This is a genomic window from Bradyrhizobium sp. CCBAU 53340 (genome assembly GCF_015291645.1).
Lineage (GTDB): Bacteria > Pseudomonadota > Alphaproteobacteria > Rhizobiales > Xanthobacteraceae > Bradyrhizobium.
The window spans coordinates 3,130,489-3,145,896 of record NZ_CP030055.1; the positions used below are offsets into that span (position 1 = coordinate 3,130,489).

At 59.1% G+C, this 15,408-nt stretch carries 14 protein-coding genes; 8 read left to right on the forward strand and 6 right to left on the reverse strand.

Annotated elements, in window-relative coordinates; translation table 11 throughout:
- The first annotated feature begins 25 nt into the window (after window positions 1–25).
- Genes XH89_RS14775 through XH89_RS14785 form a run of 3 tightly spaced genes read left to right on the forward strand, consistent with a single transcriptional unit; the run spans window position 26 to window position 3,215 of the window.
- Complete coding sequence (locus XH89_RS14775; protein ID WP_194467735.1) at window positions 26–1,060, forward strand: S-methyl-5-thioribose-1-phosphate isomerase; 1,035 nt, start codon at window positions 26–28, stop codon at window positions 1,058–1,060.
- Window positions 1,060–2,553 (forward strand): amidohydrolase family protein, encoded by a 1,494-nt coding sequence (locus XH89_RS14780; protein ID WP_194467736.1) that lies wholly within the window; start codon window positions 1,060–1,062, stop codon window positions 2,551–2,553. Before XH89_RS14775 ends, XH89_RS14780 begins: the two co-directional genes overlap by 1 nt.
- Window positions 2,554–2,582: 29 nt before the next feature.
- On the forward strand, window positions 2,583–3,215 hold the full coding sequence (locus tag XH89_RS14785) for a class II aldolase/adducin family protein (RefSeq protein WP_194467737.1): 633 nt from the start codon (window positions 2,583–2,585) through the stop codon (window positions 3,213–3,215).
- Between the two features lie 15 nt (window positions 3,216–3,230).
- Here XH89_RS14785 and XH89_RS14790 read toward each other — a convergent pair whose 3' ends face one another.
- Window positions 3,231–4,763, reverse strand: a complete 1,533-nt coding sequence (locus tag XH89_RS14790; protein ID WP_194467738.1) for a PLP-dependent aminotransferase family protein — start codon at window positions 4,761–4,763, stop codon at window positions 3,231–3,233.
- Between the two features lie 661 nt (window positions 4,764–5,424).
- Entirely contained in the window at window positions 5,425–6,357 is a 933-nt protein-coding gene (locus XH89_RS14795; RefSeq protein ID WP_194467739.1) for a LysR family transcriptional regulator, read from the reverse strand.
- A 118-nt stretch (window positions 6,358–6,475) separates the two neighbouring features.
- Between XH89_RS14795 and XH89_RS14800 the strand changes: the two genes are divergently transcribed.
- Entirely contained in the window at window positions 6,476–7,549 is a 1,074-nt protein-coding gene (locus XH89_RS14800) for a 4-oxalomesaconate tautomerase (RefSeq protein ID WP_194467740.1), read from the forward strand.
- A 53-nt stretch (window positions 7,550–7,602) separates the two neighbouring features.
- On the forward strand, window positions 7,603–8,988 hold the full coding sequence (gene dctA, locus XH89_RS14805) for a C4-dicarboxylate transporter DctA (RefSeq protein ID WP_194467741.1): 1,386 nt from the start codon (window positions 7,603–7,605) through the stop codon (window positions 8,986–8,988).
- Between the two features lie 104 nt (window positions 8,989–9,092).
- Here dctA and XH89_RS14810 read toward each other — a convergent pair whose 3' ends face one another.
- From XH89_RS14810 to XH89_RS14820, 3 genes are read right to left on the reverse strand one after another with little or no spacing between them, the layout of a single operon-like run.
- Complete coding sequence (locus XH89_RS14810) at window positions 9,093–9,590, reverse strand: nuclear transport factor 2 family protein (RefSeq protein ID WP_194467742.1); 498 nt, start codon at window positions 9,588–9,590, stop codon at window positions 9,093–9,095.
- 16 nt (window positions 9,591–9,606) lie between these two features.
- Complete coding sequence (locus XH89_RS14815; protein ID WP_194467743.1) at window positions 9,607–10,440, reverse strand: SDR family NAD(P)-dependent oxidoreductase; 834 nt, start codon at window positions 10,438–10,440, stop codon at window positions 9,607–9,609.
- On the reverse strand, window positions 10,437–11,183 hold the full coding sequence (locus XH89_RS14820; protein ID WP_210345249.1) for an SDR family NAD(P)-dependent oxidoreductase: 747 nt from the start codon (window positions 11,181–11,183) through the stop codon (window positions 10,437–10,439). The genes XH89_RS14815 and XH89_RS14820 overlap by 4 nt, the downstream gene beginning before the upstream one ends.
- Window positions 11,184–11,333: 150 nt before the next feature.
- Here XH89_RS14820 and XH89_RS14825 point away from each other — a divergent pair, with 150 nt between their 5' ends.
- The 3 genes from XH89_RS14825 to XH89_RS14835 all read left to right on the forward strand — a co-directional run bounded on the left by XH89_RS14825 (window position 11,334) and on the right by XH89_RS14835 (window position 14,205).
- Window positions 11,334–12,863: an MFS transporter gene (locus XH89_RS14825; RefSeq protein WP_246767843.1), complete on the forward strand. Its 1,530-nt coding sequence runs from the start codon at window positions 11,334–11,336 to the stop codon at window positions 12,861–12,863.
- A 67-nt stretch (window positions 12,864–12,930) separates the two neighbouring features.
- A complete protein-coding gene (locus XH89_RS14830) occupies window positions 12,931–13,227 on the forward strand; it encodes a putative quinol monooxygenase (RefSeq protein WP_194467744.1) in 297 nt (98 codons plus the stop codon).
- Window positions 13,228–13,500: 273 nt separating this feature from the next.
- Window positions 13,501–14,205, forward strand: coding sequence for a Crp/Fnr family transcriptional regulator (locus tag XH89_RS14835; RefSeq protein ID WP_194467745.1), 705 nt, complete (start codon window positions 13,501–13,503; stop codon window positions 14,203–14,205).
- 452 nt (window positions 14,206–14,657) lie between these two features.
- On the opposite strand, the gene XH89_RS14840 is transcribed toward XH89_RS14835, so the two are convergent.
- Window positions 14,658–15,308 (reverse strand): GntR family transcriptional regulator, encoded by a 651-nt coding sequence (locus tag XH89_RS14840; protein ID WP_194467746.1) that lies wholly within the window; start codon window positions 15,306–15,308, stop codon window positions 14,658–14,660.
- Window positions 15,309–15,408: the final 100 nt, after the last annotated feature.

A 15,408-nucleotide genomic window follows, 5' to 3' on the forward strand; every position in this document is an offset into this window, starting at 1 on the left:
GAATCTGCTGGTCGAGGAGACGGTGATGAACGCAGTCACCATGCCCACAATTATTGCCAAAGGTATCCTGCTTGAGGACGAGGCGGTCAGGATTCTGGACCGGCGAACCTTCCCCCTGAAGACGGAATATGTGGTTTGCCGGACCTATGAAGATGTTGCCGTCGCGATCGAGCAGATGGTGACGCAAAGCAGCGGGCCGTTCTTTGCGGCAAGTGCCGGCTTTGTGTTGGCTGCCAAGCAGGCGGGTCGGATGCGTAGCAACGAAGACCGCCGCGCTTTGCTATCGAAAGCTGCGGTGCGTCTCATCCAGACGCGGCCGACGAATAACAACATACGCGATGTCGTTGCCCATCTGGTGAAAGAGGCCGACGCGATTTTGGGGGATGAGGATATCGGCATCAAAATGGAGGAAATCGTGCGGGTCGCCTGGGCCCGTCAGCAGGAGCTCAGTCGCAATCTCGGAGCAAATGCTGCCAGACTTATCGACAACGGCGACACCATCCTCACGCATTGCTGGGGGGAGTCCGGAATCGTGGAAACGCTAAATGCCACGCTGCGTGCGGGAAAGAAAGTAAAGGTCGTCTGCACGGAGACGCGTCCCTATCTGCAAGGCTCGCGGTTGACGGCACATAGCATCGCGGAAATGGGCATCGACGTAACCGTTATCACCGACAACATGGGGGCACATGCCATGGACCGCGGGATCGTCAGCAAGCTTCTGACTGCGGCTGATCGGGTCACGCTTTCGGGCCATGTCATCAACAAGGTCGGCACACTTCAATTGGCCATTGCAGCCAACAACTTCGGCCTGCCTTTTGTCACGATGGTAAGAATTCCGGATGCGGCGGCGTCAACACCAGATGATGTGCGGATGGAGGAGCGCGACGGGGACGAATCCCTGCATTGCCTCGGCATGCGCACGGCAACCCCGCTTGCCAAAGGTTGGTATCCAGCCTTTGACGTGACGCCGCCAAAATTGGTGTCCGCCATCGCAACTGCCGTAGGCGTGTTTCCGCCGACCTTGATACGGGAACATTTCACTGTGCCGCGGGCATCCTGATGCAAGCCGATAAGAGAATTTGCCTGACGGGTGGCTATACCTGGCCAGGCCGCAGCGCGGTCATGGCACGCGGCGGCATACTCATAGCGGGGAGGCGCATCAGCGACTTGCTCGCGCCACACGAAGAAGAAGAGGCTTCCAAAAGCGCGGACGAAATCATCGATGTGTCTGGCATGTTGATCATGCCGCCGCTGGTGAACGGACATGTGCATTCGACCTCGACCTTGCTTAGAGGTACGGAAAACTCGCTGCCACTCGAATTGTGGTCCTACTACGCAATCGGTTACGGACATGGCTTCGGCGAAGAAGCTGCGCGATATGCCGCTCTGACGACCAATATCGAGATGATCAGAAATGGCATCGGGGGCTATATCGATCATTTTCCGCAAACGCGCTTCGTAAACGCAGCGCTTTCGGCGCATGTCCAATCGGGTCTGCGGATCGGCTTCGCACCATTCTTCGCCGATCTCTGGGACGAAGATATTCTGGGCATTCCGCTTGATCGGGACACCGTGGGCAGATTGACGCCACGCGCTCCGAGGCTCTCGAGCGAGATCAAGTCAACTTTCACGGACCTCACCGCCGAAATCCGCAGTTCCGGAGAGGGACGGGTTGCTCTGCTCGCCGGCCCGAATTCACCGCAGCGATGCTCCGACGATCTGTGGAGTCTCTGGAAAGATCTGCAGGACACGTTCCATATCGGGAGTCACACGCACCTTCTCGAGACCTATCCGCAGTTCAAGGCCGCCCGGCGGCGCTGGCCTGGCGGGTTGCTCAAGGCGCTAGCAGATGCGGGTCTTCTGAACGATAGCCTGTCCGTCGGCCACGCCATCTGGCTCGATCAATCGGACAGAGAGCTTCTGGCAGCCCACGGGGTCACCGTGTCCTTCAACCCGATCAGCAACGGCATGTTGGGATCCGGACAAAAGCGGATTCGAGATGACTTGGATGCCGGCCTGAACGTCGCGCTCGGTACCGACTGCTCCAACACCGGCGGCCGGCACGATCTCTTTGAAGTGATGCGCCATATGCTGATTTCGGGACGGCAACCGGGCTCCGATTTCGACCGATGGCTGACACCGGAAGAAGTGCTCGATGCCGCAACAACAAGCGGGGCAAGGGCGATCGGCGCTACGTCTGCAACCGGTAGACTGGAAGCCGGCGGCCCGGCGGACATTCTCCTGCTCGACCTTGAAACCAATGGGTTGGCGACATCGTCGAAGACGCTCAACTCCGTTGTCGTTCACGCCGATCCCAGAAATGTTCGCTCGCTTATGATCGACGGGCGCTGGCTGTTGAGAGATGGAACGATCGTCGTCTTGGACGAAGCTTCCGTTTTACGAGAAGCGAAACTTGTCGCCGAGAATGTACGCATGGATGCGAGCGAGCGGCTGCGCGACATCAGGACGTTCCATGAGACCTATGCAACATGGCAACGCGATATGTTTTCCGGTCGATGTTGCCCGACGTGCGGCAGGCTCTCCTGCGACTGAGAGCTAGCGGATAGAACATGAGGCGAAAGATGTTGAATGAAGCTGACAGTCGTAAAGATCTTGCTCGCATCTACCAAGAACTTGATCAACAAGGCCTGATATTCCTGGCCGCAGGCAATATCAGCGTCCGACATGGCGGCGATATGCTGATTTCTCCAACCGGCGCAACAGCCGGCGCGATTCAGACGTCGTCATTTGTGCGAACGAAGTTCGATGGAAGCTCCCATTCGGATCAAAAGCCGTCGAGCGAGTGGTCTATGCATGCGTCGATTTATCGTAAATTTCCAGATGCGGCGGCAGTGGTGCACACGCACTCCGACAGTTGTGTCGCAATGGCCTGCACCGGTCAGGCGCTGCCGGCGTTTCACTACATGATTGCCGCGTTCGGCGGTGACGATGTCCGTTGCACCCCTTACGTGACCTACGGCTCGAAAGAGTTGGGAGATCATGCCGTCGAAGCCTTGGTCGGACGCACGGCATGTTTGCTGGGCAACCATGGCATGATCTGTCACGGAACGACGCTTCAAAAAGCTTTCAATGCAGCTTTGCGTCTTGAAATTCTTTGCCGTCAGTTCATCCAGGCGCGACAGGCCGGAACAATCAAGATGCTCAACGACAATGAGATGGCGATCGCGATTGAGCGTTACAAGAGCTACGGTTGATGGGCGAAACAGCGTCTAAGCCGAGATCCTGGCTTTCCGCGACGCTTGATGACGTATGGCCGCGCGAATGCTTTTCACTGCACCGTCAATTTTCGATTCCGGAATCTGTGAGACTGCAATCCTCAAGCAATTGCGCCTTGCATTCTCAGAATAAAATCGTTCGCCAGATTCAACCAAAATGCCTTGCTTCGTGAGCATTGAGGACAGCGCGTCCGCCTCAATGTCGGCGGGCAACTCCATCCAGAAAGATGACGCGCCGTCAAAATGCTTGACGCGCGCCTCGGGCAGCCATCGCGCGATCGATTTTACCATCGTGTCCGTTCGCCGCCGGATGGTCGTCGAGACGTGCCTCATATAGGAGTGGTAGTAACCACGGTCGATAAACATCGCAAGCGCACGCTGAATGTTGCCCGGCGGATGACGATGTATGAGTCGACGAATTGCGCGTAGCTCACTGATAACGAGAGGTGAGGCGACGACGAAACCAACACGAAGCCCTGGTGCAACGCATTTTGACAGACTGCCTACGTGAATGACCCGCCCCTCGCGATCGAGGCTCTTGAGGGAAGGAATCATTTTTGCGTGCGCAAGCAGTTCCGTTTCGTAAGTATCCTCAACAACAATCATATCCTCGCGCCGCGCTCGATCGAGCAACTCGAGCCGGCGCTCGGCGGGCATTACCGCCGTTGTTGGGCAATGATGTCCAGGCATCGCGAAAACCACGTTGCAAGAATTCAATTTATCCGACAGCTGGAGGCCGAATTCATCGACATTCAAGGTGACCCGCTTTGCTGGCGTTGTCGCAAGAATCTCAGCCATGTCGGTCAGGCCGGGATTCTCGATCCCAACCCTTGTTCCGGCCCTGCAGAGAAGCTGAGCGACGAGATATCGACCTTCCTGGCCGCCGAGAGTTACGAGCAGTTCGTCCTGCGCTGCCCAAATCCCGTGTTTTGGCAGAACATGCTGGCGAAGACTGGATAACAAGGCGTCGTCATCACGATCGAATGCGTCGCGGCCCCATTCCGCAATTTCAGTGACGCCCAGTGCGCTTCGCTCGCATTCCCGCCAGTGATTGATCGGAAATGTACTCGGATCAAACTGGCCATACAGCAGATTGTGAGAAGCGAGGCTCAACTGGGGATCATCTGACGGCCTGACTGGCACCTTACGAGCCGGCCGAAGTCTCGAAGACCAATCGTAGGGTTCGACGGCCTGCACGGGATGAATATCCCGGTACTCGATATCGTTGCGCGCGGCGACAAAAATCCCCGAGCGATCTTTTGCTAGGAGATAGCCTTGTTCGATCAAGGAATCTATCGCTGCAATAACCGTATTCCGACCAATCTTGAGCGATTCCGCTATTGATCGACTGGACGGCAGCCGCACGCCTTCCGGAATCCTCTTTCCGTCTATTGCATCGATAAAAGATGCAACGAGTTGCATAGAAAGCGATCCGCGGGACTTTTGCGGTTTTGGCAACAAGTGATCCCAAACCTGAGCGGGATCGCTCTTTCGCTTGCTGGCCTTTGCCCCACCGTAGCTCGCCATCGCGGCTCTCGACGAAATCAACTGCTCTCACTAAAGAAAAATCTGGTTCTTATCAAGCGACTTCACTGTTTTTATCACTCAAGGCATCTCTGTTGGACGCTCAGGAGAGTTCGTGGGGAGGATTGCAGGCGGGCTCGCTTCAAGTCGTGGCGACCGACCACGGCTCTTTCACGGCGGAGCAGTAGTGCGCGCGCCGGCAAACAGAGACAGCCAATGAATGTCGGTATCGGTGGTTGCGCCTCCGGGATTTGAACCTGCAATTCGACCCGTGTGAAATTCTGACCAGAGACACCGCCTGCTAGCATACGATAGCGGCATCGAAAATTCGCTCGTTTGCGATTTTTCGCGACATAGGCCGCTTTCAGCCGACTGGTAGCCGGAGAATCTTTCAACATTCCCCTGCGTGAGCGTAAAGCTGCGCTTAGATAACTCGCCCGCAGTCTTCGGGCCCGTTTGGAAACGGAATTCGGAAGCCGCACAGAGGACTAAAGGCGTAGTGTTTCATCAAACATGTTGCTGCTCTCTTAGCTAGCTTGCAGCATAACATACATTGCGCAGGCCCAACCGAGCAGGTGCTGTCAGGCGGCCATCGCAAATTGGCGTAGTTTAGCGAACAAATCGGACAACTCGCCCCAGCGGCGTTCCTGGAGCGATTGGAGCCTTACGAGCGGCGCCGCGGCCTGTCTCGACTGGGCGTCCGGGAAGGCGAGCGCCACGCCTCGAGGAGCATCTTGAGGAATTGGCTGGCATGAGGGGATAGCGTCGACCCGTGCCTGCGCACGATTCCGATCGTCCGCGACACCTCCGGCTCCGTCAACCTGACGGTGTGAATGATCGGATGGCCGGCGGCCGGTGTCGCGAGCCTCGGCAGTACGGCGATGCCTAGTCCCGCTTCGACGAGACCGAGCGAGCCGGAGAGGTGAGCAACTTCATAGGACCAGTTTAGTTGCAGGCCGTGTCGCGCCAGCGCGTTGTCGATCAACGCGCGGTTGCCACTGTTGCGGCCGACGGTAATAACCCGGTGCGATACGATCTCCGACCAGCTTACCTGTTTACGCGATGCCAACGGATGGTCGTGGCGGCAGGCCAAGACGAACGGATCTTCAACCAGTTTCTCGAATTCGATTTCGGCATGCGAAGCACCGATGAAGTTGATGCCGAAGTCGGCTTCTCCGCGCGCGACCGCTTCCAGTCCCTCATTGGCCCCGATGTCCAGAATCCGGATGCGGATGCGCGGATATGCCTCGGCAAAACGGCCGATCGCACGCGGCAGGAAATAGAACACCGCCGTCGGCACCGCAGCCACCGAGACCAGGCCTGAACTTCGCGCGCCGATATCATGGATGGCGAGCACCGAGGTCTCGAACTCGTCGATGAGACGGCGCACCTTCGGCAAGAAATCGCGGCCGGTCATGGTGAGATTGACGTGACGGGTCGACCGCTCGAGCAACGGCGCACCGAGGCTCTCTTCCAGCTTCTGAATGCGTCGGCTGAGTGCCGGCTGCGACAGGTTGAGCGCCTTGGCGGTGCGGACAAAGCTTCCCGTCTCCGCCACGCTAATGAACGCCTTGAGGTCGAGCAGTTCTGCGTTCATGGCTGGCTCCCATTATACCGTATGATGCATTAATACTTCAGATATTTGCATTTTACAGAAGAGTTGCAAGAGCCCATGCTCTGTTCGCACGAAGATGTTGCCGAACGGAACAGCTCCAATGAACGATCAGATTGCGATTCCCTGTGTGGTCATGCGCGGCGGAACCTCGCGCGGGCCGTTTTTCCTGGCCAGCGATCTCCCGGCCGATCCCAGGGCGCGCGATGCGGTCCTGCTGTCGGTGATGGGGGGCGGGCACGACCTGGGCATCGATGGAATCGGCGGCGGCAATGCCGTCATCAACAAGGTCGCGATCATCGGACCGGCATCGGTCCCCGGCGCCGATGTCGACTACCTGTTCGCCCAGGTAAGGGTGCGTGAAGGGATCGTCGATACGTCGCCGAACTGCGGGAATATGCTGGCAGCGGTGGGACCGTTCGCAATCGAAGCCGGTCTCGTCGCCGCGTCCGCAGATCGCACCCATGTGCGCATCCACAATGTCAACACCGGCAAGCTGATTGATGCCACGGTTGCCACTCCCGGCGGGCGGGTGACTTACGAGGGCGACGCGCGGATCGACGGCGTGCCGGGAACGGCCGCGCCCATCGAGCTGTCGTTTCCCAACGCGGCCGGCGCGCGCACCGGTCGCCTGCTGCCGACGGGACGACCGGTCGACCGCATCGATGGGATCGAGGTGACCTGCATCGACGCGGCGATGCCGGTCATGCTGATCCGCGCGGCGGATCTGGGATGGACCGGCCGCGAGGCGCCATCGGATTTCGTCGACAGCGGCTTCCGCGCGCGTCTCGAAAGCCTGCGCGTCGAGGCCGGACGCCTGATGGGTTTTCCAGATGCCGCGAACATGGTGATCCCGAAGCCGGTTCTGATTGCCTCTGCCGGCGAGGCGACGTTGAACGTCAGATACTTCATGCCGCACGAGTGCCACAGCGCGCTGGCGGTGACCGGCGCCGTCGCGATCGCGACGGCGTGTGTGACGCCAGGCACGATCGCGGCAGAGATGGTCGGACCGCTGGCGCCGCCGGTGCCGATCACGCTCGCCCATCCCTCCGGCCAGCTCGTGGTTCGGCTGGAGCCCGGCCCGGTTGCCCGGGTGCAGCGGACCGCCCGCCGGATTTTCCAGGGTCACGTCTTCGCCCGGCGAGTGCACGTGCCTCATTCAATCCTGGCGGCCTGAACTCGGTCCGCCTTAAGCCATCGATAAGAATCAGAATCATGGGAGAAACGAGAATGCACACGCAAGCGCTGGCTGGGTCTCCAAGCATCGAGGTGCGAAAGCCGTTCTACCGGATTCTCTACGTCCAGGTGCTGATCGGTCTCGTGCTGGGTGTCCTGACCGGCCATCTCTGGCCCGACTTTGGTGCCGCGCTCAAGCCCCTCGGGGACGGCTTCGTCAAGCTGGTCAAGATGATGATCGCGCCGATCGTGTTCTGCACCATCGTCAGCGGCATCAACAGCATCAGCGATTCCCGCGAGGTCGGTCGCACGCTGGTGAAATCCATGGCGCTGTTCTATCTGCTGACCGTGCTCGCCCTGCTGGCCGGGCTGATGGCTGTTTCGTTGATCCAGCCGGGCGTAGGCATGCATGTTTCAGTCAGTACGCTGGATCCGTCGGTGGCTGCGAAATTCACCAAGCAGGCCGCTGCGACCGGATTTGCTGACTTCGTGCTGCATATCATCCCGCATTCGTTCTTTGGTGCGTTCGCCGATGGCGAAGTGCTGCCGGTCCTGCTGGTCTCCATCCTGATCGCCTTCGGCCTAAGCCGTGCCGGAGATGGCGGTGCCGTAGTGACGAAGGCGGTTGAATCGTTCTCGCAGGTTCTGTTTATCTCCTTCGGTTTCATCATGAAGCTTGCCCCGCTCGGCGCCTTCGGCGCCATGGCGTTCACGGTGGGCCGCTATGGCATCCGTTCGATCGGCTCACTCGGGCTGCTGATCCTGACATTCTATATCGCCTGCTCGGTCTTCGTGGTCGTGGTGCTCGGGACGCTGGCGCGGTTGAACGGCTTCAGCCTGTGGAAGACCATCCGCTACTTCAAAGAAGAGCTGCTGATCGTGCTCGGCACGTCATCGTCGGAGCCGGCACTGCCTGGCGCGCTGCGCAAGTTGGAGCAGCTCGGGTGCCGGAAAGGCGTGTCAGGGCTCGTGCTGCCGATGGGTTACTCTTTCAATCTGGACGGCAGCGCCATTTATCTCACCCTGGCGTCCATCTTCATCGCTCAGGCCTGCGACATTCACCTGTCTTGGGGGCAGATTGCGGCGATGCTCGGATTGATGTTGCTGACGTCGAAAGGGGCGGCCGGCGTCACCGGCAGCGGCTTCGTCGCGCTTGTCGCAACTCTTACCGTCATGCCGGACTTGCCCGTGACCGGCGTGGCGCTGCTCGTCGGTATTGACCGTTTCATGTCGGAAGCGAGGGCACTGACCAGCATGATCAGCAACTGTGTCGCAGCCATCGTCGTTTCGCTGTGGGAGAACGCCTGTGACCGTGAGGCGTTGGCCCGTGAACTGGGACAGAGTAGCGCTACCGAACCCGCAGCGGGATCGAAGAATGCCGCAGCAGCAGTGGTGCAGGAGGGCAAGAGCTGGATGCCGACGCCGCAATCGGCCGCTTGAGGGAGGGACACTTCGGCCGGCGTTGGACTTCGCGCGGCGGATACCGCGAGCTCGGCCGGCTCAATGGAAGCCGGCGGGTGGCGGCAAAGCCCGAGCTTTGCGATTCACGTCTGCGCTGTCTCCGCAACCGCAGCGGCTTCCCAACCCGGTTCGACGGGGAACATGTACCAGGTGGTCAGCACGACCTTTGAAAACAGCCAACGACCGTTCTCTCTGACGTATTCATCGTCGAAGCGCCCACCAACCATAATGCTTTTGCCGTTGAGGACGGGACGCCCGTCGAGATGGCTGTAGCCTTTGCCGTGGTCACCGTCGATCTCGACGACATGCGCGTGGATGAATTGGCGCGCCCACTTGATGGGAAAGTTGATGAAGAAAGATCGAATCGCCTCGCGGCCGGTGACGGATGGCCGCCCGCCGTAGGAAACGGTAGCGTTCTCAGAAAAGAGATCCGCCAGTTCAGCCACTCTCTCCTGATTGACATATTCGTGGTAGGTGCAGCGGAGCGTTCTGATGGCCTCTCGATCGTCATGCTCGGCAAGGCGCCTCTCGAGCGCTTCAATTCTGGCTCGAAGGTCCGCAACACTGTCTGAATTGCTCATGGTCCATCCGTTTTCGTTAGAAGTTGTCTGGCTTGTGGAGCCGGTGGTCACCGATGATGTCGCGGAGCCGCTCCTCGACGCGGAGCCGTACGGCCGGGTGCGGGAGGATGTAGAAGTCGTCATCGTAAATCGCTTGCATCGTTATCCTGGCGACATCGGCGGCGCTCACATTGGATGCCTCCATCCCCGCTCTGACGCGCCGATCGAACGGCGCGCTCTCGGGATTTGTGGACGCCAGGTGCGCAGGACGATGCCTGTCCGAGTCGGCAATGGCCGTCTTGACCAGCGACGGGCACAACACGTTGACCTTCAGCTTGGAGTCGGAGAGCTCGAGATCCTTCAAAAGGCACTCGGACAAGGCAACCACCGCGTGCTTGCTGGCGCAGTAAACTCCTGATCCCGCAACCGCGGTTAGCCCTGCAGCGGAAGACGTATTGACGATGTGACCCTCATCGCCGTCCGCAATCATGCGCGGAACGAAGCATTGAATGCCGTGGGCAACCCCCAGCAGGTTGACGTTTAGCACCCATTTCCAGTCTTCTGGGGTTGCGGACCAGACCGGGCCAAGCGTCGCGACGCCGGCGTTGTTGAAGAGCAGATGAACGTGTCCGAACTCTTCAAAAGCGAGGTCTGCAAGGCTCCGAACGGCCTCGAAGCTGGAAACGTCACAGTGTTGCGTGCGTACAACGATGCCGCTTGACATCAGGCTTCTTGTCGTCGAGAGACCGTCGTGATCGACGTCCGCGAGAACGAGCTTCATGCCGCGTTCAGCACAAGCAATGGCCAATTCGCGACCGATGCCGCTCGCAGCCCCCGTAATGACAGCAACCCTTCCGTCGAACTGCTTCATGCCGCAGTGATCCCACCATCCACGGTGAAGACCGAGCCGGTGATGTAACTTGCGGCCGGGGACGCCAGCAGCAGGCTGATGCCGGCGATCTCGCGCGGCATCGCAATTCGCCTCATGGGAACCATGGCTTCAAGCGGCTTCGTCCCGGCCTCGTCAAGCAGGCGGCCGCCGCCGAGCGACGTCCGGAAGAAGCCGGGTGCAATGGCATTTACCTGAATGTCGAACGGAGCCAATTCGAGAGCCGCCTGCCTGACGAGATTCACGACCGCGGCTTTTGAAGCTGCGTACGAATATCCAGTGGCCCAGGCGCCGCGTAGTCCGCCCACGGACGCGGTAACCACGATCCGGCCGCTGCGCTGTGCCTTCATGTGGCGGGCCGCAGCCTGCATCGTTGTGAATACACCGGTCTGGTTCGTTGCGAGGACCTCGTTCCACGCGGCGAGATCGACATTTTCGATGTTGCCCTTTGGCGAGACAATTCCCGGCCCGGCGCTTATTCCGGCATTGGCGAACACGACGTCGAGCTTGCCTTTGCGCGCGACGACGTCGTCCACCAGGCGGCGGACGGCCTGTGGATCTGCGACATCGACCGTTGCAATCTCCGCCGCAGGAATCACTTCCTGACTGACCCGCCTCAGTTCTTTCTCGTTCCGGTCCACCAGGATGACGTCAGCTCCGTTAGCCAGCATCGCCTCGGCAATGGCCAAGCCGAGGCCGCTCGCGCCTCCGGTCACAATGGTCACAAGTCCTCTCACGGAGAAAAGGTGCTCGGCTGCCAATGACATGCGTTTGTCTTTCATAGGCTTGATTTCGAATGCGCCATATTGGCGTGCTTCGACGAATGGAGGCACGAGGCCCCAAAGATCGAGGCATATCCCTATCGAAATAGGCAGTTGCGCCCCGACACCGCGAGATCCCGGTCCGAAGGGACGCGCCGGCGCCTGGGACAGACAAACGCAGTTCATCAGCGACATTGTCGCAATCGCGACAATCGATGCAGAAAAACTTGCCTAGCGTCGCCCCGAAGCCGGGCGCATGCGGATGGCCCGGCAGCAACGAAAGACCGCCGCCAGGGGAAACGGACAGCTATCATGACAATCGAGACAACGAATGTTCTGCTCGCTGCTCCGGGCGAGGCGAGAGACGGAATCGTCCGGCTGTTTACGAAGATAAGTTGGCGTTTGCTGCCGTTCCTGATGCTTTGTTACGTCGTGGCCTTCCTTGATCGAATCAATATCGGATTCGCTCAGCTCCAGATGAAGCAGACGCTACCTTTCAGCGATGCCACCTATGGAATCGGCGCGGGGATATTCTTCGTCGGATATATGCTGTTCGAGGTTCCCAGCAATTTGCTGCTCGAGCGGATCGGCGTGCGAAAGACGTTGCTCCGGATCATGTTCGCCTGGGGCATCGTCGTCGCGGCGATGGCGTTCGTCCAGACGCCTCTTCAGTTCTACATCGGGCGGGTGTTGCTCGGCGTTTTCGAGGCTGGCTTTCTCCCCGGTGTGATCCTCTATCTGACTTATTGGTATCCGTCGGGAAGGCGCGGCCAGGTGATGGCCACGTTCATGTCGGCAACAGCGATCGCTCCGCTTCTGGCCGGCCCGCTCTGCGGAGCGACACTGAAGTACCTCGATGGCATCGAAGGCCTGCATGGCTGGCAATGGCTCTTCATTTCCCAGGGAGTGCCGGCCTCGATTCTGGGCATCGCGTCCTATTTCTACCTTCAGGACGGGCCGGAGGATGGCGACTGGCTAACAGCCAAAGAGAAGTCTCTGCTGCGGCTCCAGCATGAGCAGGATCATCCGGAGGTCGAGACCTCCTCGCATAGCGGCTTCTGGCAAATGGCGACGGATCCCAAGATCTACGGTCTGATCCTGGTGGACATTCTTCTTCTTGGCGCAAATTACACGATGGTGTTTTCGATCCCGTCGATGATCAAGAGCTGGGGTATCTCGGATTTGCTTCACGTCGGTTTGCTCTCGACTTTGCCTCAGATCGCGGGCGTGATCGGTATGATCCTGGTTGGCCGGCATTCCGACAGGCATCGCGAGCGGCGGTGGCACTATGCATTATGCGTTTCGGTCGCCGCTCTGGGGATTCTTCTGATGATTTTTGCGAAAGGCAACATCGCATTCGCGATACCTGGCCTTACAATCGCCGGCCTCGGCTTCATCTCCGCCGTTCCGCTGTTCGTTACGACCTGTACCGAATATCTGTCGAAGGCGAGCATTGCCGGGGGAGTTGCGTTCATCGCAGGGCTTGCCAATCTCGGCCCGGCCGCGGCGCCGCCAGCCACGATATTCATTGCGACTGTCACGGGCAGTCCGGTCTACAGCCTCTATCTGGTTGTGGTCTTGTATCTGCTGTCCGGGGCCGTCCTGCTGGTCACGTTGCGCGGTGCTCCGTCGCGCGGCCGGTGACGATCCGATTCGACGCAACGAACGCCAAAGCAGGCGCGCGAAGCAATACGAACGGAGAGGGAGTTTGATGATTATCGTGGTTGGATCTGTGGACTCGCGAAGTGAAAGCTTCGCCGATCTGGTGAAGCTCAGTCTCGAGCACGTGCATCGGTCTCGCGGAAAGGATGGCTGTATCGAACACATCGTGCAGATTGATTGCGAAGAGCCCCTCTGCTTGCGGTTTTTTGAACGTTGGCGTGATGCTGCCGCGTTGAAGCTACATTTCGCCCAACCGAGCTCACGAGCGTTCGTACAACAAGTCGCCAAGCTATGCTCGGAGCCGCCGGTCATGGCGATCTATGATGCCGAGGAAAGGTCGATCTAGAGCTCTTGGCGCCCGACAGTTCGGCTCTCGCGGTCGAGACGCAGTGGGGCCGCCATAGACCTTTCTGAGTGTGATGGCCCACCGTTGGCGCACGCAAATGGACTTCGGCGCCCAATATGTTGCGCCCAGGGTTTCAGGGATGCAAAAGTATAGCCCGTAAGCAGCGTGGTATCGGCAGGGAGTAGGGGCGAGGCCGCCAGCCAGGAAATCAGCGGGCGAGCTCGGCTGGCCCTTGCCCGCGCAGGGCTTCGAGCAGGGCGGGTATCGTTGCGAATGAACAAATCGGTTCTGAAGGCTGTTCTGCGCAAGAACAAATGGTTTGCCAGCCTTCCCCCATCGTTGGCGGACAACATTCTTCGTCTGGGGCGCATTCGAACCGCGGATGATTCGTTGATCTATTCGGCCACCGATAGCCGGGACGGATTGCTTGCCTTGATTTCGGGGCAAGTCCGCCTCACGGGCTTTTCGCGGTCTGGAAATCCATCCTTCCTTCTCGTTTCCTCGCCCGGGTCGTGGATAGGTTTAACCTCGGCCCTTGACGGGCGTGCTTATGGCTATGACGCGTTTGCCATAGGAAAGACCGTGCTCTTTCATCTGAGCCAGGAGCGGTTCGACGCGCTTATCAACGAGAGCAATGAGAACTATTCGGCGTTTGTCCGACTGGTCTGCGATCACCTGCGCGTTTCGATCCAGAACCTGATCATTCTGCGCAATCGGCGTCCACTTCACCGCCTCGCGCAGGAATTGCGAAGACTGGCAGAACGTCACGGCCGCCAAACCAAAAAGGGACTGGTTATCGATCTGCGATTGTCGCAGGAGGACCTTGCGGTGATGATTGGCGTCGGCCGCCAGACGATCAATCGCCTGCTCAGGAGTCTCGAGCAGGATGGAATTGCGACGACCAAATACGCGTCTGTTACGATTCATAACCTGCCAGCCATCGAGCGCCTCAGTTCAAGCGATGGCGTCGACAGCTAGGAAAGCAGGACCTTTCTCGGATCAAGGAAAGCTTTGGGAGTGTCACCAACCATCCAACGCGCGGCGCCATTCCTTTCATTTTGGAAACAGCTGCCAAGCTATTGAATCTGTTAGAGGGCATTTTGATCCTTTTTCCCAAACGCGCTTTGAAATCGCTGAACAATCAAACAGATTTTGATTCCGCCATTCGGAGGTTCGATCCCTCCCGCCCCAGCCAGCCCTCCGTCGTTCAACTACTGGTGAATTCGGCCTGGCTGGAGAGCTGATGCACGGCTTTGCGACACATGCTGCACAGGGGGGCGGTCGAACCATGGCCCGCGAAGAGAGAGCCAAAGACGGAGGTCTGGCGGCGATCGGAAAGCCGGAAACCTTCGCAAGAGGACGGCTGACCAATCATGAAGAAAAAATGGTCTGGCTGCCGACTATCGCGGCGATGCCCGCGGGCGCCATCGTCACTCGGCTTCGATGGAGGCGACCATGTCGGCAAAGAGACTGCCTCCAACGATGATGTGAGCGCGCATCGCCTGTTGTGCTTCGATCTCGTCTCCAGCTTCAATTGCGGCCACTATCCTCGTATGCTCGCCGAACGAGAGCGCCAGGCGTGCCGGCAGTGACAGGCTCTGGTGTCGGAAGAAGCGCATGCGGAGGCGGGTTTCGCTAACAAGATCGGCCAAGGGGACGTTGCGCGCACCGGCGTAGATCGCCTCATGAAACGCCGTGTTGAACTTGATGTAGCCCGCGGTCTCGCCGGCGCTCACGGCTGGCGCAGACTCCCTGTGTATCTCACGCAGGGCAATCCGTTCGACGTGGGTCATGCGCCGTGCTGCGAGGCCGGCAGCTTCGGCCTCCAGCGCGGTGAGGATTTCGACCATGCCGATCGCCCGCTGCGGCGTCATGCTGGCGACGACCGCGCCTTGACGGGACTTGAATTTGACCAGACCGTCATTGGCCAAGCGAAGCAGTGCTTCCCGCGCCGGCGTACGCGAGACCGAGAAGCGTTTGGCGAGGCTCTGTTCGTCCAGCTTGTCACCGGGAAGAAGTCGGCCATCGGCGATGTCGTTTTCGATTCTGCGACAAAGCTCATCAGAAACGCGAGCGCGCATAGGGAGCTGCCTTTATGTATTCATGGGTGCCTTTATGTATACGTAGAACATTTTTAGAAATACATATAGTCACATTCGAGCAACGACACATCGGAAGCGC